This is a genomic window from Kocuria gwangalliensis, assembly GCF_039544365.1.
GTDB classification, from domain to species: domain Bacteria; phylum Actinomycetota; class Actinomycetes; order Actinomycetales; family Micrococcaceae; genus Kocuria; species Kocuria gwangalliensis.
Window position 1 is genome coordinate 87,176 of sequence record NZ_BAABLN010000035.1, and the last position, 23,930, is coordinate 111,105.

Consider the following 23,930-nt stretch of genomic DNA (forward strand, 5'->3'; position numbering starts at 1 on the left):
GGACGGGGTCCCCGATGGGCACCGTTAGGCATTCGTTCGAGCCCGGCGGCGCTGGAGCGTCACTGCCGCCCCCGCCCCCAGTGCCAGGACACCCGCCCCCAGTACGTACCACATGCCCTGTGAATCGGCGGGCAGCTGGGTGCCACCGGTGGGCACCCCGTCCGGGGCCGAGTGCATTCCCTGCACGGTCTGGGTCGCCAGCGCCAGGTTGCCGTCCGCGGCCGAACCCCACGCGTAGACAATCGTGTTTGCACCCTCCATGACGGCTATGTCCTGGGGTCCCAGGACCGGGTCGGTTTCACCGGCCAAGGAGACGGCCGCTTGAACCGCACCCGCAGGCACTTCCAGGCTCTCCTCGTTGGGGTTGGTCAGGCTCTGCACCGCGACCTCACCATTGGCCCACACATCGACCGCCGGGGCGGCCGCCACGTGGCGAACCGTCACGCGGCCCTGGCCGGCCTCAAGACCGGAGGTGTCATCCACAAATGCGGATGCCGTTGGGGCACCTTCGGCATCCAGGTGGGCCACCGCCGTGTTCATGGTGCCCGCACCCAGGGTGAGGTCCACGGGACCGATCACGGGTGACGATGCGTCCTGCGCGTCGCTGGCGGTGATGGCCACTTGAATATCGCCGGCGGGTAGCTCAAGGGGTCCCGCCAGCTGTCCCGGTGCAAAATCGTCCAGGGTGAGCGCACCGTTGACATACACGTCGACCGGCGTGTCGGGCACGGCATGGAGAACCGATAGTGAAGCGGTGTTCGTCTCTTCCGCCTGGCTTTGCGCGAAAGCGGGCGTTGCACCCGCGACCAAGGCCAGACTCATGGCCGCCGTCACGGCTGCCGGAAGTGATGTACGCATAGTGGGTTCCTTTCCCAAGCCCGGTGACCGGGCGTACCGAGCGTGGCGACGTGTTGTCGGTCACACTCGGTACTACTGGCCTCACGGTGGAAAAGTTGCACCCGTCGGAAAAAAGTTGGGAACGGTCCGGAAGGACTAGTCGATCAGGTCCCGGACCACAATGGTGTCCTCGCGGTCGGGGCCCACGCCGATGGCGGAGATCCGACAACCGGACATGCCCTCGAGTGCATCAATGTACGCGCGAGCGTTGGCCGGGAGGTCCTCCAGGCTGCGAACACCGGTGATGTCTTCCTTCCAGCCCGGGAAGTTCTCGTAAATGGGTTCGGCGTGGTGGAAGTCGGACTGAGTCATGGGCATTTCATCGAAACGCTGACCGTCCACGTTGTAGGCGATGCACACCGGGATCTCGTCCAGGCCGGTGAGAACGTCCAGCTTGGTGATGAACAGGTCCGTGAAACCGTTGATGCGTGCGGCCTGGCGGGCCATGACGGCGTCGTACCAGCCGGTGCGGCGCGGGCGGCCGGTGTTCACGCCGAATTCGCCGCCGGTCCTGCGCAACTGCTCGCCCATCTCGTCGAAGAGCTCGGTGGGGAACGGGCCGGCACCCACGCGCGTGGTGTAGGCCTTCTGGATGCCGATCACGCGAGTGATGCGCGTGGGACCCACGCCCGATCCGACGGACGCACCGCCGGCGGTGGGGTTGGATGACGTCACGAACGGGTAGGTGCCGTGATCCACGTCCAGGAACGTGGCCTGGCCACCCTCCATGAGCACCACTTCGTCACGGTCGAGCGCCTCATTGAGCAGGCGGGTGGAGTCCACGATCATGGGCGCCAGGCGGTCCGCGAAGCCCATGAGGTACTCCACGATCTCGTCCACCTCGAACGCGCGGCGGTTGTACAGCTTGACCAGCAGCTCGTTCTTCTGACGCAGGGCGCCCTCAATCTTTTGCCGCAGAATCGACTCGTCCAGCACGTCCTGAACCCGGATGCCCAGACGACCCACCTTGTCCATGTAGGTGGGCCCGATGCCGCGGCCGGTGGTGCCGATGGCCCGCTTGCCCAGGAACCGCTCGGTGACCTGATCGAGGGTCTGGTGGTACGGGGCCACCAGGTGGGCGTTGGCCGATATCCGCAGGTGGGAGGTGTCCGCTCCGCGGGCTTCGAGGCCGTCGATCTCCTCGAACAGGGCCTGCGGGTTGATGACCACACCGTTGCCGATCACCGAGGTCGCGTTGGGGCTGAGAATGCCCGCGGGAAGGAGCTTGAGCTCGAACTTCTCGCCACCCACCACCACGGTGTGCCCGGCGTTGTTACCGCCGTTGGGCTTGACCACGTAGTCCACTCGACCACCCAGGAGGTCCGTGGCCTTGCCCTTACCCTCGTCGCCCCATTGGGCCCCGACGATCACGATTGCTGGCATTGCAGAATTCTCCTGCCCGGGCGCGAACCCATTTGGCACGACAACGGTTGAGATGTACGCACCACGAGCACGTACCTCCCGATTCTAACGGGGTGCGACGACAACCACAGCCTCATGACCTTCCACCGCGCCGGGAAACGGTGCCGGGACGGAGTCCCAACGGGGTAACGTTGAAGGCTATGAGTCCGTCGAATCCGCGCCCCAACTCCGCTCCCTCCGTGTCAGCACAGGGGACGGGCGGCAGCACTCGGCACGAGGGACCCGTGGAGCACACTCCCCACAGCACTACCCAGCACGCTCAGAAGGCGCAGGGCAGCTACCTCAAACCGCGCCACCTGGTGATGATGGCCCTGGGTTCCGCGATCGGCACCGGCCTGTTCGTGGGAACGGGCGCCGCCATCCAAACTGCGGGTCCCGCGGTGCTGATCTCCTACCTGGTGGCATGCCTCCTACTCGTGCTGGTCATGCGCGCGCTGGGCGAGATGGCCGCGGCGGATCCTTCCTCCGGCGCGTTCTCCACCTACGCCGGCAAGGCCATGGGCCCCACCATTGGCCGCGCGCTCGGCTGGTTGTGGTGGGCTCAGATCGTGGTGGTGGTCGCCGCGGAAGCCACGGCTGCCGCCCAACTGGTCACCGAGATGTGGCCATCCCTGCCCCAGTGGGTGTGGGCCCTGATCTTCATGGCGATCTTCACCGCCATCAACTTGGTGCGCGTGGGCACGCTGGGTGAAACCGAGTTCTGGTTCGCCCTGCTGAAGGTCGCCGCGGTGGTCGCGTTCCTGGCCGTGGGCGTGCTCCTGCTGATCGGCGTGCTCCCCGCACCATCCCCCGGTTTGAGTAACCTCACCGAGCACGGCGGGTTCATGCCCAACGGCATCACGGGCGTCGCGGCGGCACTGCTGGTGGTGATCTTCGCGTTCGGCGGCACGGAGCTGGTCACCATTGCCGCCGCCGAGACCGAAGACCCCCAGCGCAATGTGGCCGCCGCCATTCGCACCATCCTGGTCCGCATCCTGGTCTTCTACGTGGGCGCCGTGACCGTGATGGTTCTGGTGCTGCCGTGGAACAACACCGAACTCTCGTCCAGCCCGTTCGTGGCGGTGTTGAATGTGGCGGGCATCCCCGGTGCGGACGTTCTCATGAATATCGTGATCATCCTGGCGCTGTTGTCCGCGCTCAACGCCAACGTGTACGGCAGCTCGCGCATGCTTTACTCGCTGGCCCGGCGTGGTTCCGCCCCCAATGCCCTGGCCGCCACCTCCATGCGCGGAGTACCCCGCGCCGCCGTGGTGACCTCGGTGCTGTTCGGCTTCATTGCGGTGGTGCTGAACTACCTGTGGCCCGAAACCATCCTGAACATCATGCTCAACGTGATCGGCTCCACGTGCCTGGTGGTCTGGGGTCTTGCGCTGATCTCTCAGATCATCCTGCGTAAACGCGCGGACCGCGCCGGTGTTGAGTCACCGCTCAAGATGTGGCTCTTCCCGTGGTTGTCCTACTTCGCGCTCGCGCTGCTCGCCGCGATCATCATCCTGGGCCTGCTCGATTCCGCGGTCCGGTTCCAGCTGATCGCCACGTTCATCCTGGTGTGCCTGATCGCCCTGGCCTGCAAGGTCTTGATCAAGCCGCGGGTGGGTTCGGTCTCCGCGGACGACGCCGCTCCCCGCACCTGACGCTCCGGCCACCCGGCGCCCGGCTAGAGCTCCGCGGGGAGGTCCGGGAACGTGGCCGCCACACCCGGTGAGCGCAGCACGCCCCGGAACGTGGACAGCCCCTCGGCCAATCCCGGATCACTTGCCAGCGCCTGGTCGACGCCACCGGCCAGCCTGAGCACGTACGGCATGGTGGCATTGGTCAGTGCCTGTGTTGCGGTGACGGGAACCGCTCCGGGCATGTTCGCCACGCAATAGTGACGCATGCCGTCAACGTAATACGTTGGGTCGTCGTAGCTTGTGGGACGGGTTGTTTCAAAGCAACCGCCCTGGTCAACGGCCACATCCACCAAAAGTGCGTGGGGTTTGAGGAGTTTCAGGTGCTCTCGCCGCACCAGCTTGGGGGCAGCGGCGCCGGGGATCAGCACGGCACCCACCACCACGTCCGCCCTGGGCAGTTCTTCCTCGATCCGATGGGGGTCACTCATGAGGATTCGCGCGCCCGGCAGCATGAGATCGAGCTCTCGGATGCGGTCGCCGCTGGCGTCCAGCACGGTGACGTCCGCACCAAGACCTATGGCGGCACGTGCCGCGTGCTCGCCCACCGTGCCACCGCCGATGACCAACACCACCGGCGGAACCACACCCGGGACGCGGCCCATGAGAATTCCGGGCCCGCCCTCGTGATGCAACATGTAGCGGGTTGCGGCGCCGATTGACAGCCTCCCGGCGATTTCGGACATGGGCCGCAGCAACGGCAACGTGCGTCCCACGCGAACCGTCTCGTACGCAATGCCGGTGGTGCCGCTAGTGAGCAACGCCTCGGTCAGTTCCCGGCTGGCGGCCAGGTGCAGATACGTGAACAGTGTGAGGTCCTCGCGCAAATAACCGTATTCCTGCGCAATCGGCTCCTTGACCTTGACCACCATGTCCGCGTGATTCCAGGCGTCATCGACACCGACGATGCGGGCCCCTGCGGCCTCGTAGGCGACGTCGTTGAACCCTGAACCCTCACCGGCGCCGCGCTCCACGAGTACTTCGTGGCCCAGGCCCGTCAGCGCCGTGGCCATTGCCGGAGTGAGTCCGACACGTGCTTCTTCGAGTTTGACTTCGCGGGGAACCGAAATTCGCATGCTGTTGTGCTCCTGCCGTCAGCGGGGCGCGCGAGCCAGGCTGGTGCGCTCAAGGCTCGGCGTCGAACCCCGGGGGTGTTCCTCCATTGTGCATGCTGGACAGTGATCGGCGACACAGGGCCGGCTCTAGCGGCACTGCTCGCAGACGTTGATCATTTGTGAAAAAGACGCAGGGAGTCCCGCTGGACCCCCGAAGGAATCTCTGGTTGGGTGGGTCCCGTGCGCACCCCCTTCACCGCATCGCTGTTGGTCATCGGTCTGGTCACCACAGTCCTCGCCGGCTGTCAGGTGGACAGGTGGTCCGAGAGGTGCTCAACCGACACCACGCAACGCAGCTGTGAGATCTCGGTGTCAGGTAACAAGTTCAATGACCTCCCCTTCCCCGTCTCCGGCCCGATGCTCGGCAACATCCCGGACCGTTTCCGCCTCGAGACCGCGAGCGCGGAGGGATCGGCCACCTTTTCCGCCGGCGGCACCGAGGGCGGCACCTTCTCCTGCGAGCAGGGACAAACGATCTCGATCGGAGACAGTTCGCTGCTGTGTCGAGCCATCGGTGACAACTCCCTGGACTTCACGATCAGCCGAGTGCGCTGACGCCGCTCGTTCGGACTCACTCAACGAGAGGTCACCCGCCCATACAGCAGTCCCTTCTCACGCGTGAGCAACGTCCCCGGTTAGTGCATCTAGCGCTGGGCGATTTGTCCCGCGGCCTCCGGGTCGGAGTCGCCCAGGAACTTCTCGATGCGCGCGGCCTCGTCCATTTCACCGATCTGCCCGGCGGCCTTGCCCAGCGCGGCCAGTGCACGCAGGAATCCGCGGTTCGGTTCGTGGGAGTAAGGCACCGGGCCGTGGCCCTTCCAGCCGTGACCGCGCAGCGCATCCAGGCCGCGGTGGTAACCCACGCGAGCGTACGCGTAGCCCTCCAGCGTGCGGCCGTCGGCGAGCGCTTCCTCCGCGAGGATGGCCCACGGCAGTTGCTCCTTGGGGAACGCGGCCGCGAGGTCCTCGGCCTCGTCCCCGGCGTCGAAGCGCGCGGTCAGCTGTGGGTTCTCCTCCAGGTAGGTGGGCTCGGGTCCGTCCAGGAGGTTCTTGCCAATGAGTGCCACGGTGGTTCCTTTCCACGATCGTCACGGTGTCTGCTGCCCACTGTACGCACAGCGGACCCCGCCGCTCGCGGCCTTTCGCGCCGGGCGTGACTTACTGCTCGATCATGATCCCCACGCCCGGACCCAGCGGCAGGTTGAAGAAGTAGAAGACCATGAGAATGATCGTCCAGGCGACCCAGAAGGGCACCACGAACGGGATCATGCGCGCCATGACCGTACCCAGGCCTGCCTCGGGTTCGTACTTACGCAGCATGGCCAACAGCACCACCATGTACGGGTTGAGCGGGGTCATCACCTGGGTTGCGGAGTCGCCCACGCGGAAGGCCGCCTGGATGAAGGCGGGCTCGAACCCCAGGATGCCGAACATCGGCACGAAGACGGCGGCCATCAGGGTCCACATGGACGAACCGGAAATGATGAACAGGTTCAGCAGTGAACACAGGATGATGAAGCCGATGATCACGGGGAATCCGGTCACGCCCACGTTCTGCAGCCCGGTCGCACCGGTCACGGCGATCCACGAGCCAATGCCCGACCAGTTGAACAGGGCTATGAACTGGCCCAGGATGAACGCCAACACCAGGAACGAGGTCATGTCCTTGAGCGCTTCACCCATCATGACCGGAACGTCCTTGAAACCCCGGATGGAACCCGCGATGCGGCCGTAGACGTAGCCGCTCACGGAGAAGAACACAAAGATGATGAACACAATGGAGCCCAACAGCGGGGACGCCGGGAGAAAGTTGCCCTCTTCGTTGCGCCACGGCGAATTGGGCACCAGCGAAAACACGGTCAGCACCACGGCAATGAGCACAAAGGCCACGCACGCCCAGACCAGCGCCTTCTTCTCCCGCGGGGACAGCGCCGCCTCCGTCTTGGGCTCCTGGGACTCCGCGACGGTCTGCTCATCACCCACGATGCGCATGGACCGGGTGTCGGTCATCAGCTGTGCCGTCTCCGGGTTGACCTCTTCCCGAGAAACCCTGGCGCGTTCCACCCGGGGTTCCACAACCTTGTCGATCACCCAGCCGGCAATCGCGGAGAGGACCAGCGCCGAGGCAATGTTGAAGTAGTAATTGGAGATCGGATTGACCTCGGTCGCGTTCTCCGCCAGCGCCGGCACCGTGGGGATCACGGCGTTGGTGATGCCCGCGAACAGGGCGTCGAGCGACGTCGGGAAGATATTGGTCGAGTACCCCGCACCCGCCGAGGCAAAACCACCCAACAGTCCGGCCACCGGGTGCCGCCCCGCCGCCTTGAAGGCCAGCGCGGCCAGCGGCGGGATCACCACGAACGCGGAGTCGGCCATGATGGAGCTGACCACGCCCACGAAACCCACGGTGTAGGGCAGCAACCAGCGCGGCGCGCTACCGATCGTGTACCGGATGGCGGCGGCCAGGAACCCGGATTTCTCCGCGATACCAATGGCCAACAGGATGGTCGCCACCGTGACCAGCGGGGGGAAGCCGATGTAGTTCTCACCCAGGGTGGAGGTGAACCACGCAATGCCCTCACCGGTGAACAGTCCCTTGATGGCCAGCGGCTCATCGGTACCCGGAACCGTGACGATCACGTTGCCCCAGGCCATGGCCGTGGACACGATTGCGGTGATCAGGAACAGGATCGCGAACAGGGCGAACGGCTCCGGCAGTTTGTTGCCGACCCGTTCGATGCCCGTGAGGAGCCTGTCGCCCAGACTCGATTTCGTGGTCGCGGTGGCGCTCATGTGTGCTCCATGGTGATCGGTCACGGTCAGAGGTGGGTGGGTCGTCTCAGAGGGTGGCCGGTCGAATCCGGCTCAGTCGAAGTAGCGCTCCACGGCTACGCCGCCGCCGTTGGCCTGAAAGTCTTCAGTGACGTGCTGAGCGAGAACGTCGTCGACCAGGTAGTCGAGGGCTACCGCGGCCAGGCCGTAGGCGCCGTCCACCCCGGCGCTCTCGGCGAGCGGGGTCGCCGCCGCGGCCGCGAAATCGCGGGTGTGCAGGCCCGTGTCCCGGTCCGTGATGCTGATGAGCGGGTGGATGCCCGGGATGCGGTAGCTGACGTTGCCGAAGTCCGTGGATGCGGCCAGCACCTCGGAGACCGTGCCCGCCGGGTACGGATCGCGCCCACGACGCCGCTGGGCCAGGACCCAGCGATCGGACAGCGGCGAGTTACCCAATACGGGCAGCGTGGCCGGCGAAGAGTCCCAGTCGATCTCCACACCCACACCGGCCATCAGGGCCGCACCCTGCAGAATGTCGGTGACGCGTTCCGAGAGCGCCTTGAGCGTTTCCGGGTGCTGGGAGCGCACGTACAGGTCCAGGGTGGCGGTTTCGGTGATGATGTTCGGCCGCTCCCCGCCCTCGGGCAGCACGGCGTGGACACGGTCGGTCGGTGGTGTCTGCTGCCGCAGCAACCCTAACCCCTGGTAGGCGAGCACGGCGGCGTCGAGAGCATTGCGCCCCATGAAGGGGTGCGAGGACGCATGGGCCGCCCGACCGCGGTAGCGCACCGTGCATTGGCGCCGGCCGAGCCACACCCGGTCCACGAGGTCGGTGACGTAGGAGTGCACCATGGCGGCCGCGTCGATCCCTTCCAAGGCACCGGCCCGGGCCATGATCTCCTTGCCGCCCTCGCCCTCCTCCGCGGGGGTGCCCAGGTACACAACGCGACCGGAAAAAGCGGCGGGGTTCTCGCGGATGAGTCCGGCGAGTGCCACGAATGCGCCCAGTCCGGTCACGGCGATCACGTTGTGGCCGCAGCCGTGACCGATGCCGGGCAGGGCGTCGTACTCGGACATGACCGCGATGGTGCGGTGGCGTTGCGGATCGAAGTCTTCTGAGGCGATCTCCGCGCGGATGGCGGTGGCCAGCCCGAAGGCGGGGTTCTCCGCGGGAATGTCGTGGGCTTTCAGGTGAGCGAGGATTCGTTGAACGGCAAAGTGTTCCTGAAACGCCGTTTCGGGGTGCTCGTGCAGTTCATGCAGCACGCGATTCAGGTCGGTGGCCTGGCCATCGACCAGGAACTCGAGACGCCCGTGCAGCTCGTCCGCCGCACCCGCATGATCTGCCAGATGATGCTCCAGCTTGTTCTTGCGGCGCTCGGTGTCGCGCTCGAGTTGCGCCAAGTACGCGCGTGACGGTTCCGGGCTGACTGTCGGATCGCGGAAGGATCGGTCAGGAATCTCGTGGTCTGCGTGGCTGGTTCCCATGCTTAGGCAGCGTAACAAGTGATGCGGATCACGGGCGGGAAGGAGGCGGCGCGGCGGCGTCGTCGGCCGTTAAACAACGCGGTGCCCGCGCGCGAACGCGCGGGCACCGCGTTGTGTGAAACGAGAATTACTTGATGGAGGTACCTGCGGACCCGAGGTCCTGGCAGGCCTCGACCACGCGGGCGGCCATGCCGGCCTCGGCCTCGGCACCCCACACGCGGGGGTCGTACTTCTTCTTGTTACCGACCTCGCCGTCGATCTTCAGGACGCCGTCGTAGTTCTGCAGCATGAAGCCGGCCACGGGGCGGGTGAAGGCGTACTGGGTGTCGGTGTCCACGTTCATCTTGATCACACCGTAGGACACCGCGTCAGCGATCTCCTGGGGCGAGGAACCGGAACCGCCGTGGAAGACCAGGTCGAACGGGCGGTCCTTACCGATCTTCTGTCCCACTTCCTGCTGGATCTGCTGGAGCAGCTCGGGGCGCAACTTGACCCCGCCCGGCTTGTACACGCCGTGCACGTTGCCGAAGGTCAGCGCGGTGATGTAGCGGCCCTTCTCACCGGCACCCAGCGCCTCAATGGTCTTCAGGCCGTCCTCGACGGTGGTGTAGAGCTTGTCGTTGATTTCGGCCTCGACGCCGTCCTCCTCGCCACCCACGGCACCGATCTCGACCTCGAGAATGATCTTGGCCTTGTGGGTGCGCTCCAACAGCTCCTGAGCGATCTTGAGGTTCTCATCCAGCTCGATGGCGGAGCCGTCCCACATGTGGGACTGGAAAATGGGGTCCTCGCCGCGGGCCACGGCCTTCTCGGACTCGGCCAACAGCGGCAGCACAAAGCCTTCCAGCTTGTCCTGGGGGCAGTGGTCGGTGTGCAGTGCAATGTTGACGTCGTAGTTCTTGGCGACCTCGCGGGCGAACGCCGCCATGGCCAGCGAACCGGTCACCATGTCCTTGACGGAGGAACCGGACCAATAGGCGGCGCCTCCGGTGGATGCCTGGATAATGCCGTCCGAACCCGCCTCGGCGAAGCCACGAATCGCGGCGTTGAGGGTCTGGGACGAGGTCACGTTGATGGCCGGGTAGGCAAAGCCCTTTTCCTTGGCCCGGTCAATCATCTCGGCGTAAACGTCAGGGGTTGCGATGGGCATGAAGTGCTCCTTCTACTGGATTCCCGATGCACGGTTGAACCGTGGCCTGTGGGCCTGGTCTCAAGTCTAGTGGACGGGCGATTCACACTGTCGTGGGAGTCACTGGGAAATCACTTCTGCCAGCGTGATCCGGTCCATGGATTGGCTCCCGGTCATCGAGGTCCAGAAACGGCACACCTGGTTCTCCGCTGTCCGAACCAGCAGGCTGTCCTTCTTGGGCTTTAACAGATCTTCCTCTTCCCCGCGCAGCACACGGTCGAACAGCGCCTGGGCATCTTGGTGTGGCAGCGGGTTCGAGCGGCGAATCCGGTAGTTCAAGTTGCTGCTCCGGAAATCGGCTTCGACGATGACCACGAACTGGCTCACGGGGTTCCCCTTTGATCGATGTTCTTGTACAACGATCATCCGCTGGCACTGTGGGTCGGCACATCCACCGCGGGGCTGAAGTTCCGCGGTTACGACTCGTTTGCCGCCAGTCTGCGCCCAGCATAGAACTTGGTGCCGTAAACGATCGCGAAGAGCATGGCCAACAGCAGGCCGATGCTTGCGAGGGGCACCACGTCGATGGGCAGGGTGTAGGCCATGATCACACGAGCCCCCGCGTCCAGGATGAAGGCGAGCCCCCAGGCGAGGGTCATGATGCGGAAGACTTTCCGGAAGAACGGGTTGGTGTCCCAGTCGTGTTCCCACTGGGCAGTGGCGTCGGTCGGCATCACGGCGATGGTGGCTTGGAACAAGACGGGGCGTTGGCCGGCCAGTGAGATCAAGATCCAGAAGCCGATGAGCGCGGTGAGCCAGCTTTCGCGTGCCAGGAGAAGCCGCGGGTCGGCGCTGAACATTCCTACGGCCGTTCCGATGGCCAGGATACTGAGTGTGAAGACACCCAGTCGGTCGATTCGGCGGGAGCGGGCGGTGGTGACGGCGATGCGCACCAGCGGCCCCACGGCACCGAGCATGAGGGCCAACCACGGATCAGCGCCCGCCAACCGCAACCCGTAGTAGATGGCGAAAGGTAGAACCAGATCGATACCGATCATCCCGGCCACGGCTCTCTTGCGGTGATCCGGGGGCGGCTTGGCCGGAACGGGCGGAGGCTGATCGGGAGCTGGCAGCGGATCTACCGGCGGCGGTTTCGCAACGCGTTTCATGATGAATCCTCGGTTCGGTGTGTAACTGTCGCAAGCTCCACCACGGCAAGGAGTTCGCGGGTATATGCGGCCAGGTCGAAGGATGGGTCAACGACCAACCGCCCGGAGACGGTGTCGATCGCGCTCCTGATGATGATGGCCAGGTGGTGCGCGTCGAACGTCCGGAAGTCCCCGCTGTCCTGACCGTCCCGCAAGAGTTGCTCAAGGTGAGCCAGCACCGGGTCTTCGCCCTGCGGAGCAAAACTGTGGGTGCCGTCCGCACCGCGTGCGTTGGAGACGATCTCCACCACGGCGTGAATTTCGGCCGCGTGCTCTTCCAGGAAGTGCAGGTTGGTGCGCACGTAGGCCGCAATTTTGTCGCCGGGACTCACGTGACGGGACAGCGACTCCGCAATGGCCTGCCCGGCTCTTCCGTACACGTCGGAGACCACGCTGGCCAGCAGGTCGTCCTTGCCGGAGAAGTAGTACAGCACCACGCTCTTGCTGATCCCCGCCCGCCGCGCGATTTCCGCAAGGGATGCGCCCGAGTACCCGGACTCCGCCAACACTTCAATGGCACAGTTCATGATCTGGGTCCGCCGAGCCGACTCGGTGAAGGTGGGAACCTGGCCTGCCTGCACACTGTTTGACCGCATGGTCTGATCATAGACCGATCGGTCAGATGCGGATAGAGGGGTGCTCACACCCCGAGCCGTTTTCCTTCAGTTCACGCGTTGGTCGAATACATGCCGACGGATCCACGCGTGCATCGCCACCGCCGCCGCTGCGCCCGCATTAATGGAGCGAGTGGAACCGAACTGTTCAATGGCCAGCACCGCATCCGCTGCCTCGATGACCTCCGGGGACACCCCCGGGCCCTCCTGCCCGAACACCAGGACGCATTTCTTGGGCAGGTCATAGGTTTCAAGCAGTACCGAACCGGGAACATTGTCGATGGCCAGGACCGGCAGCCCTTCCGAGCGCGCCCATTTCAGGAACTCCGGCACGGAGGGGTGATGGCGGACGTGCTGATAGCGGTCGGTGACCATGGCCCCGCGACGATTCCAGCGGCGTCGTCCGACAATGTGGACCTCGCGCGCTAGGAACGCGTTGGCGGTGCGCACCACGGAACCGATGTTGAAGTCGTGTTCCCAGTTCTCCACAGCCACGTGGAATTCATGACGCCGCGTGTCCAGGTCTGCGATGATCGCGTCCATGGCCCAGTAGCGGTAACCGTCCGCGACATTGCGGCGGTCCCCGTTCTCGAGCAACTCACGGTCCCAGTGATCGCCTTCCGGCCACGGACCTTCCCATGGGCCCACGCCCACCACGTGTTCAACATTGTTTTCCGAAGTGGTGGCCGGGTCAGTCAAGCCCCAGCTCATCCTTCGAGAATGCGTACAGGCAGGGCACTCCGGCATAATCTTCGATGCGTTCCTTGGCGCCGGTGCGGCGATCGACGATCACGGCCACGGCCACCACGTTGGCGCCCGCCTTCTGCAGCGCCTCCACCGCAGTGAGCGCGGAACCGCCCGTGGTGGAGGTGTCCTCCACGACCACCACGTTGCGGCCCACCACGCTGGGGCCCTCCACCTGGCGGCCCATGCCGTAGGACTTCTGGGCCTTGCGCACCACGAACGTGTCGACGGCCCGGTTCTGGTCCCCGGCGGTGCGCATGATCGCGTGGCCCACCGGGTCCGCGCCCATGGTGAGGCCACCGGCGGCGTCGAACTCGATGCCCGCCTCGTCCAGCAGGCCCAGCATCACCTGGCCCACGTAGCGGGACGCCTCGTGGTGCAGCGTGACCCGTCGCAGGTCCACGTAGTAGTCCGCTTCGATGCCGCTGGCCAGCGTGACCTTGCCCCGCACCACGGCGAGGTCCTTGATCAGTTCGCGCAGGCGCTCACGGGCGGTGGCCAGGTCCACGGGAGAGAAGTCGGTGCTCATACGGGCAGTTTACGTGTCGGGGCTAACCCCTCAGCCCAGCCTGCCGCCGGATTCTCGCAGGTAGCACGCCGCGCACAGGGACTCGTAGGTGACGGCCACGCCGTCGATGGCCACCTGGTCCCCCTCGAACACGAAGTCGTCGCCCACCTTCCGCGTGTTGAACAGGGCCTTGCGTCCGCAGCGGCAGATGGTCTTGAGCTCCTCCAAGGTGTGGGCGAGCTCCATGAGCCGCTCGGAGCCGGGGAAGGAACGGGTACGGAAGTCGGTGCGGATGCCGTAGGCCATCACGGGCACGTCCAGCAGCACGGCGATCCGTAGCAGGTCGTCCACCTGCCCGGTCTCCAGGAACTGCGCCTCGTCCACCAGCAGGCACGCCACGGGCTGGGCGTCCACGTGCTCGAGCAGGGCCTCCGGGTCGTCGCCGGTGGAGTGGCGCTTGAACAGGCCCATGGCGCTCTCGCCGGGCTGGATCAGGAAGTCCACCGTGCGGGTGACACCCAGCCGGGAGAGGATCTGGTCCTCGCCCTTGGTGTCCACGTGGGGTTTGGCGAGCAGCACGCGCTGCCCGCGCTCCTCGTAGTTGTAGGCGGCCTGGAGCAGCGCCGTGGATTTCCCGGAGTTCATCGCGCCGTAGCGGAAGTAGAGCTTGGCCACGGTCGGTCAGTCTATCGCCGCCCGCAGCCACGCCTTCGACGGGCGCGGCCAGCGCTGCACGCGGCCGTCCTCGGAGGTCGCCTCGACCGCGTACTCGATCTCACCCGAGGCCGGGCCTGCGGCAGGTGGGCCGTGTACTCGCCGTTCAGGGCGGTCTCCCGCATGGGCGTGCGGGTGGTCTCCGCGTCGTCCGCCCGGCGGCTCAGCAGCGTCACCGCCTTCACCGGGGTGCCGCCGCAGCCTTCCGCGCGGACGCGCACCAGGGAGGCATTCTCCGGGCCGGGGCGGCGCACGGACACGTGCATCATCCTCGGGTCGAACACCCCGCGCACGCGACAGTGCAGCACGTCCCCGTCCCGCCAGCCGGTGGGGCCCGTGTTGCGGGGGGTGCGCACCGCGTGGGACTCCTTGTCGAAGGAGAACGTGTACCCCCGGATCTCGTAACCCGGCATGGCCGTGCGCCACTGCTCCAGGGCGGTCTCGTCCTCGGGGGTGCCGTAGCGCGGCACGTAGACCACTTTGTTGAGCACCACCGAGTTCACGTACGGCGCCAGCCCACCATGAGAGCTGATGCCGGTGTCCATGCGCAGGATCTCGAAGGGCCGCCCCCAGCGGGTGAGCAGCGGTTCCAGATGCTCCGTGACGATCGCGTCGTACCGCTCCCGCAGCGGGTGGTCGGCGGGCGGGCGCAGCACCAGCAGCCGCTCCTCGTCCAGGACCTTGAGCAGGCAGTCCGCGTGCTGGATGCCCCAGTTCTCGTAGTCGGGCAGCACCACGTGCTCACCCATGCCCGTGGCCGCGGGGGCGTCATGGCGCACCTCGTCCCACGTGGCACCGTCGAACCTGTTCTCCGCCACGAGCACCTCGGTGTTGATTGAGCAGGTCGTGGCCGTCCGAGAGCACGTTGTCGCCCGTGAAGGCGTGCGGGAGCTTCTCGAACGGCAGCCCCAGCGCCCGGGCGAGCGCGGGCTGGGCACGCTGGTCCACGGGCTCGTACTCGAGCGCGGCGAGGGGCTCGCGGTCTGCAGTCTCCAGGGGCGCGCCCGGCTCGTGGGCGGTGAACGGAGTGGCGTAGACGTACCGCGGGCCCACGCACCACAGCTGACCATGCTCGTCCATCACGGGGTGCGGGCCCCAGTCGCGCACCCACACGGCGTCGTCGCCCTGCGGCGCACGGACGAACGTGACCCGGTCCGGGGAGACGCCCTGGGACGCGAACCACGCGGCGGCGTCGGTCTCCGAGGCGGCGTCCGTGACGAGGACCCACAGGTGTGCGTCCAGCGCGAGGTCTCGCAACAGGGTACCCGGCAACGCCGCGGGCCAGGTGACGAAGGCCCCGAGCGCGGGCTCCCACTCGGCGACAAGTCGTTTCTTCCCAGGGTCCACCATTCCACGCCCAGGGGGTGCTGCGGCTCACCCTGCGGAGCGGGTCAGGCCGCGCACCCCTGGCCCCTGGCCTCAGCGCTCCTGCACGCGCCCGGTAGAGGCACGACGACGCCGCCCCACGGCCACAGGACCAGGAAGACGGCCACGCCGCGCGAGTTCGCCCCGGCCACCTACGTGAGGCCGCCGTAGGCGCCGTGCAGCGCGGCGACGACGATCGTCTCGACCACCATGACCCCCGGCGGGGCGAGACGGCCTGCATCAGGTAGCCGCGGTCCGTGATCTCCTCGGTGGAGGACTGGACGCCATGGCGCACGTGCTGCGGCGGGGGTTGAGGGTGGCCGCCGGCACCCAGGGGCCGGTCCGGAATGACAGACCTTGCTGCGGCATGGAATAAGGTCCCCGCCCGGGGCTGTTGAGACAGACATGACCACAATGAAGGCGCAGACATATCAGCAGTACGGCGACACCTCCGTGCTGGAGCTCACCGACCAGCCCATGCCCAAGGTGGGCCCCGGCGAGGTCCTGGTGAAGGTCAAGGCCGCGGGCATCAACCCGGTGGACTGGAAGGTCATGTCCGGCGGGCTGGATCCCATGATGACCGTCCAGTTCCCAGCGGCCCCCGGCTGGGACGTCGCGGGCGTCGTCGTGGGCAAGGGCTTCGACACCCCCAGCGTCTCCGAGGGCGATGAGGTGATCGCCTACGCCCGCAAGGACTGGATCCACGGCGGCACGTTTGCCCAGTACGTCTCGGTCCCCGTGCGCGCACTCGCCCCCAAGCCGAAGAGTCTTTCCTGGGAACAGGCCGGAGGGCTGCCGCTCGCGGGACTCACCGCGTACCAGGTGCTCACCCGACTGGGTCTCGCGGAGGGCAAGACCGTGCTGATCCACGCGGCCTCCGGTGGTGTGGGGAGCATGGGCGTGCAGATCGCCAAGGCGTTCGGCGCGCGGGTGATCGGCACCGCATCGACCAAGAACCACGACTACGTGCGTGAGCTCGGCGCGGAGCCCGTGGAGTACGGGGACGGTCTCGTGGAGCGCGTCAAGGAGCTTGCCCCGAACGGTGTGGACATCGTCGTGGACTTCGTGGGCGGCGTGGTGGAGGACTCCGTCGCCGTGCTCGCGGACGGCGGCCAGCACGCCTCCATCGCGGACCCCGAGGTGGAGGAGCACGGCGGGAGCTACATGTGGGTCTCTCCGGACGCAGAGCAGCTCACCGAGCTCGCTCGCCTGGCCGACGACGGCAAGCTCACCGTCCGCGTGGACCGCACCTTCCCGCTCGCGCAGCTGCCGGACGCATTCACCGCCAGCCAGGAGGGCCACGCCGTGGGCAAGATCGTGCTCACGGTCGACTGATCCGCGGAACGCCCCGGGGACGTCTCGACCTCAGCGGGGCGACTCCCGGGGCCTTTCGCGCAGGCCGGGGCCACGGAGCTCTGACCCCATCACGACGATGCCTCGTCACGGGTGGACCGTGACGAGGCATCGTCATGTGCGGGGCCGTGCGGTGTCGTCGCCCGTGGCTGCGTGGCCGGGACAGGACAGGCGCGCGGCAGCGAGGATCAACGCGGCGCCATGCGCAGGGCGCCGTCCATGCGGATGGTCTCCCCGTTGAGGTAGTCGTGCTCCACGATCATCCCCGCGAGCTGGGCGTACTCGTCCGGGCGGGCAAGGCGGTGCGGGAAGGGGACGGACTCCGCTAGGGCGCTGCGGAACTCCTCGCTCACCCGACCGAGCATGGGGGTGTCCACGATCCCGGGGGCGATCGTCATCACGCGCACCCCGCGGGAGGAGAGGTCACGCGCCGCGGCGATCGTCATCGAATGCACACCGCCCTTGGACGCGGCGTACGCGGCCTGGCCGATCTGTCCCTCGAAGGCAGCCACGGAGGCGGTGTTGATGATGACGCCGCGTTGACCAGCCTCATCCACGGGCTCCTGCGCGGTCATGACCTCCGCGGCGAGCGCGAGGACCGTGAACGTGCCCACCAGGTTGATCCGCACCACGCGCTCGAACAACGCGAGGTCGTGTACGCCGTTCTTGCCCACCACGCGCGCGGAGGTCCCGATGCCCGCGCAATTGACCACGGTGCGCAACGGCGCCACGTCCGCGGCGGTGGCCACGGCGGCCCGCACCTGGTCCTCGTCGGTGACGTCCGCGGACACGTATTGCACGCCGTTCGTCGCTTTCTCCGCCCGATTGTACGGCTCCGGTGCGCGCAGGTCGACGGGCCCCATGAGCCGGCAGGCCCCGGTCAGCGCGCGACCAGCGACGACGCCCCGGTGCGGTGCAGTAAATTTGAGGAACTAGCCACCCCCGGTTCGAGGCGCGAGCACCACCGGCGCGCCGGGCCGCCCTCCCGTGGACGGGCCGGGGATCCGCACACGTCGCAGCGAGGATCCCATGAGCGAGACCACCGCCTCAGAACACTCCGTCACGCAGCGGTTCCGCGCCGCACGGGACCAGCTGCTGCGCCTACGCACCGACCTGGACGCCGCACACCGCGAGTTCGAGTGGCCCCGGTTCGAGTATTTCAACTTCGCCCTGGACTGGTTCGACGTCCTGGGCAACGGCGAGGACGCGGACCGCGAGGCCCTCGTGATCGTGGAGGAGGACGGCACCGAAACCCGCCGCACGTACGCGCAGCTGTCCCGGCGCTCGTCGCAGCTGGCCAGATGGTTGCGCTCGCGGGGCGTGCGCCGCGGTGACCGGGTCATCCTCATGCTCGGCAACCAGGTGGAGTTGTGGGAAACCATGCTTGCGTGCACCAAACTGGGCGCACCCATGATCCCCACGGCCGTGATGCTCGGGCCCGCCGATCTGCAGGACCGCGTGGAGCGCGGCCGGGCGGCCTGGGTGGTCACGTCCCACACGAACGCCCTGAAGTTCGAGGACGTCCCCGGGGACTTCACGATCATCGAGGTTCCCGATCAGCCCGATCACCGTCCCCGTTCCGCACCGTCGGTCTTCGCGTCCTCCGCTGGGCACGACGACGCCACGCCGTCGCCCGCTGCTGCCAGCGACGACGCTGCGGGAGCGCCGGAAGCAGGGACTGCGGCGTCGTCGGGCGAGGGTGAAGAACCGAGCCCGCGGAAGATCGGGGAGCACCCCGTGATCGACTACCGGGACTCCTTCGCGGGTCCCGAGGAGTTCGAGGTGACCGAGCCCTCTCCCGCGGATGACCCGCTGCTGTTGTACTTCACCTCTGGGACCACGTCCCTGCCGAAACTCGTGGAGCACACCAACGTCACCTACCCCGTGGGTCATCTGTCCACCATGTACTGGATCGGCCTGGAACCCGGGGACGTGCACCTGAATGTGGCTTCCCCGGGGTGGGGCAAGCACGCGTGGTCGAACTTCTTCGCCCCATTCATTGCGGGTGCCACGGTGTTCCTCTACAACTACTCGCGCTTCGGCGCGGTTGCCCTGATGGACCAGATGGACCGCGAGGGCGTGACTTCCTTCTGCGCGCCGCCCACCGTGTGGCGCATGCTCATCCAGTCCGACCTGAGCCACCTGAAGAACCCGCCGCAGAAAACGGTTTCCGCCGGTGAGCCGCTGAATCCGGAAATCATCTCCCGGGTCAAGAGCGCCTGGGGCACGGACATCCGCGACGGCTACGGCCAGACCGAATCCTCGCTGCAGATCGCCAACACCCCGGGCATGCAGGTCAAACCCGGCGCCATGGGTCGCGCGCTACCCGGTTACGAGACCGTGCTCATCGACACCGCCACGGGTGAGGAACGCACCGACGAGGGCGAGTTGTGTTTGCGCCTGGATCCCCGACCCATCAGCTTGACCCCGGGGTATCACGGGGATCCGGAGAAGACCGCCGAGGCCTTCCGCAACGGCGTCTACCACACCGGTGACGTGGTGTCCCAGGATGCGGACGGGATCTTCACCTACGTGGGCCGCGCCGACGACGTGTTCAAGGCCTCCGACTACCGGCTCTCCCCGTTCGAGCTGGAGTCCGTGGTCATTGAACACCCGGCCGTGGTCGAGGTGGCCGTGGTGCCGTCACCGGACCCCATCCGGCTGGCCGTGCCCAAGGCGTACGTGGTCCTCGGCAACGGCCACGCACCGGATGCGGAAACCGCCGAGAGCATCCTGCACCACTGCCGCGTGAACCTGGCCGCGTACAAACGCGTTCGGCGACTGGAGTTCTTCGAATTACCCAAGACCATTTCGGGCAAGATTCGTCGCGTGGAACTGCGTGACCGTGAGTCCCGGTTGCATCCGGCGGCCGGTGCCGCACCAGCGGGTGAGCACGTGGAATACGCGGACACCGACTTCCCGTCGCTGCGGGGCAAGTAGCGGCGTCCGGGCGGCGGCGTCGTCCCTACTCGGGGATCCGCGCGATCGCGGAGACCTCGACCATGAACTGCTCGCGCGCCATGGGGGCGACCACCACCGTGGAAGTGGGCGGGACGTCGCCGGTGAAGTACGTCTTGCGCACCTCGCCCACCGCGACCGCGTAGTCCGCGGAGGCGAGATAGGTGGTCGTGGAGACCACGTCCTCCAGGGTGCCGCCGGCCTCAACGACCACGGCACGCAGGTTGTCGAAGACCTGCGTGGCCTGGGCGGTGATGTCGCCCTCGCCCACGTAGGAACCGTCCGGGGCGAACGCGACCATGCCGGATACGTGCAGCGTGTCCCCGTCCAGCACGCCGTACGAGTAGGCTTTGTTGTCCGCAACGTGGGAGGGCAGCACTGCGGGCATGATTCTCTGGCGGCGGGTCATGAGCACTCCTGTAGAAGACGAAAGATAAAATCGCCCCAACCCTCCCAAACCCCCGTGACGGGTGCAACATAGAGGTATCACGTTTCGTGAACCGTTCCGCAGAGGCCGTGCATCATGCCTTCCCATCCCCGTCACCGAGCACCCACTACTTCGATTGACGACGCCGCCCCGCCGGGTGAGCGCGCGGGGCACGGCGAGCGCGGCGTCGGCGGCGTCGGCGGCAGCGAAAAGTCGCGAACCGTCGAACCGGCGGACCCCGCCGAGCTGGCCGTTGACCTGCGGGGCGTGCACAAGTCCTTCGGGAAGGCGCACGTGCTCAACGGCGTGGATCTGCAGATTCCACGCGGTGTGATCGCGGGGTTCCTGGGTCCCAACGGCTCGGGAAAGTCGACGACCATTCGGATCCTGTTGGGGTTGCTGCGCGCGGACTCCGGGACCGCGACCGTGCTCGGTCGACAGGCCTGGGGTGACGCGGTGGAGGCCCATCGACACCTGGCCTATGTGCCCGGTGATGTGAACCTGTGGCCCGGGCTGACCGGTGGGGAATGCATCGACCTGCTGTGCCGGATGCGCGGTGGTACGCGACAGGGGGCGGTGGCGGAACTGACCGAGCGGTTTCAACTGGACCCCCGCAAGAAGTCGCGGGCGTATTCCAAGGGCAACCGGCAGAAGGTGGCCCTGATCGCCGCGCTCGCCTCGGATGCGCAGTTGTTGGTCCTGGACGAGCCCACCTCCGGGTTGGATCCGCTCATGGAACGTGAGTTCCAGGAGGTTGTTCGGCGGCGCCGTGCAGACGGGGTGTCTGTGCTGTTGTCCAGCCACATCCTCTCCGAGGTGGAACAGCTCTGCGACACCGTGGCCATCATCCGCGAGGGCACCGTGGTCGAGCAGGGGCGCCTGGAGGAAATGCGTCACCTCACCCGGGTGACCATTGATGTGATCACGGCCCACGATCCCGCGCTGCTCGATAACGCTATCGGCCTGCACCATCTGCAGGTGCACGAGATGGCGGAGGGCTTCCACATCACCGGCCAGGTGGAACCCACCGCCCTGCAGGATCTCCTCCCGGGCTTGCACACTCTGCACGTGCGACAACTCAACGTTGCCCCCGCTTCACTCGAAGAGTTGTTCATGCGCCACTACCGTGCGGAACCGGGCGCGCCATGACACGCGAACTGCACGGCACGGCCGCCCTGCTGCGGTTGGCCCTGAAACGTGACCGCATCCGCCTGCCCGTGTGGCTCATTGCCGTGGGGCTGCTGCTGGCCGGGGGCGGGCAAGAGCTCGCGCAAGTCTTTTCGAGCCCCGCCGAACGCCAGGTGCGCGCCACCCTCATGGGCCAACCGAGTGGCATCTTCCTGGGCGGACCCGGGTACGGCCTGGACGACTACACCGTGGGTGCCATGATGGCCAATGAATACACGTTGTTCATTGTGGTGGCCGTCGCGATCATGGCCCTGCAGATGGCCGTGCGGCACACGCGGGGCGAGGAGTCCGCAGGGCGCATCGAGTTATTGCGATCCACCCGGGTGGGGCGTCACGCAGCGCCGGCGGCGGCAACACTCATGCTGATCATCACCGCCGCCTTGATCATGGTGGTGTGCGCCGGATCGATGCTCACCCTGGAGCTGCCCGTTCGGGACAGCGTGGCCTACGGCGCGGGGATCGGCCTGCAGGTATTGGTCTTCGGCGCGGTGGGATTGCTGTGCGCGCAGTTGTCCTCCACTCCCCGCGGGGCCATGGGGCTCGGACTCGCGGTGCTGGGGGCGGCGGTGGTCGTACGCGGGGTCGGCGACATCATGGAGATGCACGGCAGTTGGATCTCGTGGTTCTCGCCCATTGCCTGGGCGATGCAGACGCGCGCCTTTGTGGAGCTACGCTGGTGGCCGCTCCTGCCGGCCGTGGGGCTCTCCCTGGTGCTCACCCTGGCCGCAATGACCCTGCAGTCGCGCCGCGACCTGGATGCCGGGCTGCTGCCGCAACGCTCCGGGCGAGCCCACGCCGTCGGATACCTGCGCGGGCCGCTGGGCCTCGGGCTCCGGCTCACCCGAACCTCCAGCCTCACATGGTTGATTGCCCTGGTGCTCCTGGCCGTGACCTACGGAACCTTGGCGCCGTCCATGCGCGATTCGTTCGGGGACCTCCCGCCGTCCTACCAGGCGCTCATGGGTGGCTCGGACCGCGCCGTTCAGGGCTATCTGGATCTCGCCATGACCACCTTGGCATGCGGTGCCGCGGCCCTCGCCGTGGCCCTGGTGTCCCGGCTCCACGGCGAGGAGACGGAAACTCGCACCGAACTGGTGTTGTCACTTCCCATCGCCCGGATGCGGTGGCTGCTGGGCTGGTGGGCACTGGCTCTTATCGTGTCCGCCACGGTCTTGTTTCTGAGCACCCTGGTCCTGGCCGCCACCACGGACGCTGTGCTCACGCTCGACTCCGTGTACTCGGATCTCCTGCTGACCTGGGCCACGTACCTTCCGTCCCTGGCCCTGCTCACGTCCATTGCCGCGCTGGTCTACGCGCTCTCACCCCGCCTCACCGTGCTCGGGTGGGTGCCGGTGCTTTTCGTGGTGGTCATCGCCATCCTGGGGCCGCTCCTGAACGTTCCGTCATGGCTTGCCGATCTCTCGCCGTTCCATCACGTGGCACGCCTGGCCACCGATTCCGTCGCCGACGCCGCTGCCCTCACCTGGGTCACGACGGCCGCCCTTCTGGCGGTCGCCCTGGCATTCGCGGCCTTCCGACGCCGCGATGTTCCGGGGCGTTGAGAAGGCCCACAGATGCGATCGTCACGGAACCCACGAGGAACGGGAACCCGCCAGATCTATTAACTTTCGATAACTTTCAAATGATAATCAATTCATGTTCTCGCAGCGCTGGGCGGTCACGCCCCTCAGAATTTTTTTGGCGGCGCTTTTCGGAGTCCTGCTTCTACTGCAGGTCATGTCCCTTCCCGGCCAGTTCGCCCACATGGCCCAGGAGTCACCGGAGATGGCGCACCTGCGGTGGCCACTGACCGCCATCACGGTGTTCTGGGTGTTGTGCGCTCAAGTGGTGGTTGTATGCACTTGGAAGTTGCTGACGCTGGTGAGCAGTGACCGCATCTTCACGCCATCCTCCGTGAAATGGGTGGACGTCATCACGTGGGCCATTACCGCGGGGTGGGCCGTGCTGCTTGGCGTGTTCCTCGTGGTGGGATTCAACGCCGACGATCCCGGGCTGCCCCTCCTGCTGTTCCTCGTTCTGACGAGCGTCACCGTGCTGGGGTTGCTCATGGTGGTGATGCGGGCGCTCCTCCGCCAGGCCACCTCTCTGCGCACCGACATGGAAGCGGTGATCTGATGCCCATCGTCGTGCGCATCGACGTGGAACTGGCCAAGCGGAAAATGAGCGTTGGCGAATTCGCGGATCGCGTGGGCCTGACCCCCGCCAACGTGGCCGTGCTCAAGAACGGTCGCGCCAAAGCGGTACGTTTCACCACGCTGGACGCCATGTGCCGCGTGCTCGACTGTCAGCCCGGGGATCTCCTCGAATGGGAGGAGGACTGACCCGTACAGCCGATTT

Annotated in this window: 25 protein-coding genes; 8 read left to right on the plus strand and 17 right to left on the minus strand. The window is 66.6% G+C overall.

Features of this window, described 5'->3' with window-relative positions; translation table 11 throughout:
* Positions 1–24: 24 nt before the first annotated feature.
* Entirely contained in the window at positions 25–858 is an 834-nt protein-coding gene (locus ABEA06_RS13005) for a DUF4397 domain-containing protein (RefSeq protein WP_345311751.1), read from the minus strand.
* A 135-nt stretch (positions 859–993) separates the two neighbouring features.
* Entirely contained in the window at positions 994–2,280 is a 1,287-nt protein-coding gene (locus ABEA06_RS13010) for an adenylosuccinate synthase (RefSeq protein WP_345311752.1), read from the minus strand.
* 263 nt (positions 2,281–2,543) lie between these two features.
* Between ABEA06_RS13010 and ABEA06_RS13015 the strand changes: the two genes are divergently transcribed.
* Positions 2,544–3,953: an amino acid permease gene (locus tag ABEA06_RS13015; protein ID WP_345311753.1), complete on the plus strand. Its 1,410-nt coding sequence runs from the start codon at positions 2,544–2,546 to the stop codon at positions 3,951–3,953.
* A gap of 23 nt (positions 3,954–3,976) precedes the next feature.
* Here ABEA06_RS13015 and ald read toward each other — a convergent pair whose 3' ends face one another.
* Positions 3,977–5,065, minus strand: a complete 1,089-nt coding sequence (ald, locus tag ABEA06_RS13020; RefSeq protein ID WP_345311754.1) for an alanine dehydrogenase — start codon at positions 5,063–5,065, stop codon at positions 3,977–3,979.
* A 219-nt stretch (positions 5,066–5,284) separates the two neighbouring features.
* On the opposite strand from ald, the gene ABEA06_RS13025 reads away from it, so the two are divergent.
* Entirely contained in the window at positions 5,285–5,659 is a 375-nt protein-coding gene (locus tag ABEA06_RS13025; protein ID WP_345311755.1) for a hypothetical protein, read from the plus strand.
* Positions 5,660–5,748: 89 nt separating this feature from the next.
* Here ABEA06_RS13025 and ABEA06_RS13030 read toward each other — a convergent pair whose 3' ends face one another.
* From ABEA06_RS13030 to ABEA06_RS13085, 12 genes are all read right to left on the minus strand, one after another.
* Entirely contained in the window at positions 5,749–6,171 is a 423-nt protein-coding gene (locus ABEA06_RS13030) for a DUF3151 domain-containing protein (protein WP_345311756.1), read from the minus strand.
* A gap of 91 nt (positions 6,172–6,262) precedes the next feature.
* The gene (locus tag ABEA06_RS13035) at positions 6,263–7,897 is read right to left on the minus strand and encodes an AbgT family transporter (RefSeq protein ID WP_345311757.1); all 1,635 of its coding nucleotides are present in this window, start codon (positions 7,895–7,897) and stop codon (positions 6,263–6,265) included.
* Between the two features lie 72 nt (positions 7,898–7,969).
* Complete coding sequence (locus ABEA06_RS13040; protein WP_345311758.1) at positions 7,970–9,364, minus strand: amidohydrolase; 1,395 nt, start codon at positions 9,362–9,364, stop codon at positions 7,970–7,972.
* A gap of 127 nt (positions 9,365–9,491) precedes the next feature.
* The gene (fbaA, locus tag ABEA06_RS13045; RefSeq protein WP_345311759.1) at positions 9,492–10,514 is read right to left on the minus strand and encodes a class II fructose-bisphosphate aldolase; all 1,023 of its coding nucleotides are present in this window, start codon (positions 10,512–10,514) and stop codon (positions 9,492–9,494) included.
* 99 nt (positions 10,515–10,613) lie between these two features.
* Positions 10,614–10,880 (minus strand): hypothetical protein, encoded by a 267-nt coding sequence (locus tag ABEA06_RS13050; protein WP_345311760.1) that lies wholly within the window; start codon positions 10,878–10,880, stop codon positions 10,614–10,616.
* 89 nt (positions 10,881–10,969) lie between these two features.
* Complete coding sequence (locus ABEA06_RS13055) at positions 10,970–11,662, minus strand: VC0807 family protein (RefSeq protein ID WP_345311761.1); 693 nt, start codon at positions 11,660–11,662, stop codon at positions 10,970–10,972.
* Positions 11,659–12,297: a TetR/AcrR family transcriptional regulator gene (locus tag ABEA06_RS13060; protein WP_345311762.1), complete on the minus strand. Its 639-nt coding sequence runs from the start codon at positions 12,295–12,297 to the stop codon at positions 11,659–11,661. Before ABEA06_RS13060 ends, ABEA06_RS13055 begins: the two co-directional genes overlap by 4 nt.
* A gap of 66 nt (positions 12,298–12,363) precedes the next feature.
* Positions 12,364–13,014, minus strand: a complete 651-nt coding sequence (locus tag ABEA06_RS13065) for a TrmH family RNA methyltransferase (protein WP_345311763.1) — start codon at positions 13,012–13,014, stop codon at positions 12,364–12,366.
* Positions 13,007–13,588, minus strand: coding sequence for an orotate phosphoribosyltransferase (gene pyrE, locus ABEA06_RS13070; RefSeq protein WP_345311764.1), 582 nt, complete (start codon positions 13,586–13,588; stop codon positions 13,007–13,009). Before pyrE ends, ABEA06_RS13065 begins: the two co-directional genes overlap by 8 nt.
* Positions 13,589–13,618: 30 nt before the next feature.
* Positions 13,619–14,242 (minus strand): thymidine kinase, encoded by a 624-nt coding sequence (locus tag ABEA06_RS13075; RefSeq protein WP_035960877.1) that lies wholly within the window; start codon positions 14,240–14,242, stop codon positions 13,619–13,621.
* An 11-nt stretch (positions 14,243–14,253) separates the two neighbouring features.
* The gene (locus tag ABEA06_RS13080) at positions 14,254–15,099 is read right to left on the minus strand and encodes an agmatine deiminase family protein (protein ID WP_345311765.1); all 846 of its coding nucleotides are present in this window, start codon (positions 15,097–15,099) and stop codon (positions 14,254–14,256) included.
* Positions 15,050–15,628: a hypothetical protein gene (locus tag ABEA06_RS13085; RefSeq protein WP_345311766.1), complete on the minus strand. Its 579-nt coding sequence runs from the start codon at positions 15,626–15,628 to the stop codon at positions 15,050–15,052. The genes ABEA06_RS13080 and ABEA06_RS13085 overlap by 50 nt, the downstream gene beginning before the upstream one ends.
* Positions 15,629–16,060: 432 nt before the next feature.
* On the opposite strand from ABEA06_RS13085, the gene ABEA06_RS13090 reads away from it, so the two are divergent.
* Positions 16,061–16,981, plus strand: a complete 921-nt coding sequence (locus ABEA06_RS13090) for an NADP-dependent oxidoreductase (RefSeq protein WP_186368786.1) — start codon at positions 16,061–16,063, stop codon at positions 16,979–16,981.
* Between the two features lie 206 nt (positions 16,982–17,187).
* Here ABEA06_RS13090 and ABEA06_RS13095 read toward each other — a convergent pair whose 3' ends face one another.
* The gene (locus ABEA06_RS13095; RefSeq protein ID WP_345311767.1) at positions 17,188–17,862 is read right to left on the minus strand and encodes an SDR family NAD(P)-dependent oxidoreductase; all 675 of its coding nucleotides are present in this window, start codon (positions 17,860–17,862) and stop codon (positions 17,188–17,190) included.
* Positions 17,863–18,028: 166 nt separating this feature from the next.
* On the opposite strand from ABEA06_RS13095, the gene ABEA06_RS13100 reads away from it, so the two are divergent.
* Positions 18,029–19,939, plus strand: coding sequence for an AMP-binding protein (locus tag ABEA06_RS13100; RefSeq protein WP_345311768.1), 1,911 nt, complete (start codon positions 18,029–18,031; stop codon positions 19,937–19,939).
* A 25-nt stretch (positions 19,940–19,964) separates the two neighbouring features.
* On the opposite strand, the gene ABEA06_RS13105 is transcribed toward ABEA06_RS13100, so the two are convergent.
* Complete coding sequence (locus ABEA06_RS13105) at positions 19,965–20,366, minus strand: RidA family protein (RefSeq protein WP_345311769.1); 402 nt, start codon at positions 20,364–20,366, stop codon at positions 19,965–19,967.
* Between the two features lie 114 nt (positions 20,367–20,480).
* Between ABEA06_RS13105 and ABEA06_RS13110 the strand changes: the two genes are divergently transcribed.
* From ABEA06_RS13110 to ABEA06_RS13125, 4 genes are all read left to right on the plus strand, one after another.
* Complete coding sequence (locus tag ABEA06_RS13110; RefSeq protein WP_345311770.1) at positions 20,481–21,533, plus strand: ABC transporter ATP-binding protein; 1,053 nt, start codon at positions 20,481–20,483, stop codon at positions 21,531–21,533.
* Entirely contained in the window at positions 21,530–23,134 is a 1,605-nt protein-coding gene (locus ABEA06_RS13115) for an ABC transporter permease (RefSeq protein WP_345311771.1), read from the plus strand. The genes ABEA06_RS13110 and ABEA06_RS13115 overlap by 4 nt, the downstream gene beginning before the upstream one ends.
* Before the next feature lie 94 nt (positions 23,135–23,228).
* Positions 23,229–23,708, plus strand: coding sequence for a DUF2975 domain-containing protein (locus ABEA06_RS13120; protein WP_345311772.1), 480 nt, complete (start codon positions 23,229–23,231; stop codon positions 23,706–23,708).
* Complete coding sequence (locus tag ABEA06_RS13125; protein WP_312397477.1) at positions 23,708–23,914, plus strand: helix-turn-helix domain-containing protein; 207 nt, start codon at positions 23,708–23,710, stop codon at positions 23,912–23,914. Before ABEA06_RS13120 ends, ABEA06_RS13125 begins: the two co-directional genes overlap by 1 nt.
* Positions 23,915–23,930: the final 16 nt, after the last annotated feature.

Excerpts from the sequence above, each read along its gene's own strand:
- ABEA06_RS13005 (WP_345311751.1), bottom strand. The coding sequence starts at position 858 with ATGCGTACATCACTTCCGGCAGCCGTGACGGCGGCCATGAGTCTGGCC.
- ABEA06_RS13010 (WP_345311752.1), bottom strand. The coding sequence starts at position 2,280 with ATGCCAGCAATCGTGATCGTCGGGGCCCAATGGGGCGACGAGGGTAAG.
- ald (WP_345311754.1), bottom strand. The coding sequence starts at position 5,065 with ATGCGAATTTCGGTTCCCCGCGAAGTCAAACTCGAAGAAGCACGTGTC.
- ABEA06_RS13035 (WP_345311757.1), bottom strand. The coding sequence starts at position 7,897 with ATGAGCGCCACCGCGACCACGAAATCGAGTCTGGGCGACAGGCTCCTC.
- ABEA06_RS13040 (WP_345311758.1), bottom strand. The coding sequence starts at position 9,364 with ATGGGAACCAGCCACGCAGACCACGAGATTCCTGACCGATCCTTCCGC.
- fbaA (WP_345311759.1), bottom strand. The coding sequence starts at position 10,514 with ATGCCCATCGCAACCCCTGACGTTTACGCCGAGATGATTGACCGGGCC.
- ABEA06_RS13055 (WP_345311761.1), bottom strand. The coding sequence starts at position 11,662 with ATGAAACGCGTTGCGAAACCGCCGCCGGTAGATCCGCTGCCAGCTCCC.
- ABEA06_RS13060 (WP_345311762.1), bottom strand. The coding sequence starts at position 12,297 with ATGCGGTCAAACAGTGTGCAGGCAGGCCAGGTTCCCACCTTCACCGAG.
- pyrE (WP_345311764.1), bottom strand. The coding sequence starts at position 13,588 with ATGAGCACCGACTTCTCTCCCGTGGACCTGGCCACCGCCCGTGAGCGC.
- ABEA06_RS13090 (WP_186368786.1), top strand. The coding sequence starts at position 16,061 with ATGAAGGCGCAGACATATCAGCAGTACGGCGACACCTCCGTGCTGGAG.
- ABEA06_RS13095 (WP_345311767.1), bottom strand. The coding sequence starts at position 17,862 with ATGGGGCCCGTCGACCTGCGCGCACCGGAGCCGTACAATCGGGCGGAG.
- ABEA06_RS13100 (WP_345311768.1), top strand. The coding sequence starts at position 18,029 with ATGAGCGAGACCACCGCCTCAGAACACTCCGTCACGCAGCGGTTCCGC.
- ABEA06_RS13105 (WP_345311769.1), bottom strand. The coding sequence starts at position 20,366 with ATGACCCGCCGCCAGAGAATCATGCCCGCAGTGCTGCCCTCCCACGTT.
- ABEA06_RS13110 (WP_345311770.1), top strand. The coding sequence starts at position 20,481 with ATGCCTTCCCATCCCCGTCACCGAGCACCCACTACTTCGATTGACGAC.
- ABEA06_RS13115 (WP_345311771.1), top strand. The coding sequence starts at position 21,530 with ATGACACGCGAACTGCACGGCACGGCCGCCCTGCTGCGGTTGGCCCTG.
- ABEA06_RS13120 (WP_345311772.1), top strand. The coding sequence starts at position 23,229 with ATGTTCTCGCAGCGCTGGGCGGTCACGCCCCTCAGAATTTTTTTGGCG.
- ABEA06_RS13125 (WP_312397477.1), top strand. The coding sequence starts at position 23,708 with ATGCCCATCGTCGTGCGCATCGACGTGGAACTGGCCAAGCGGAAAATG.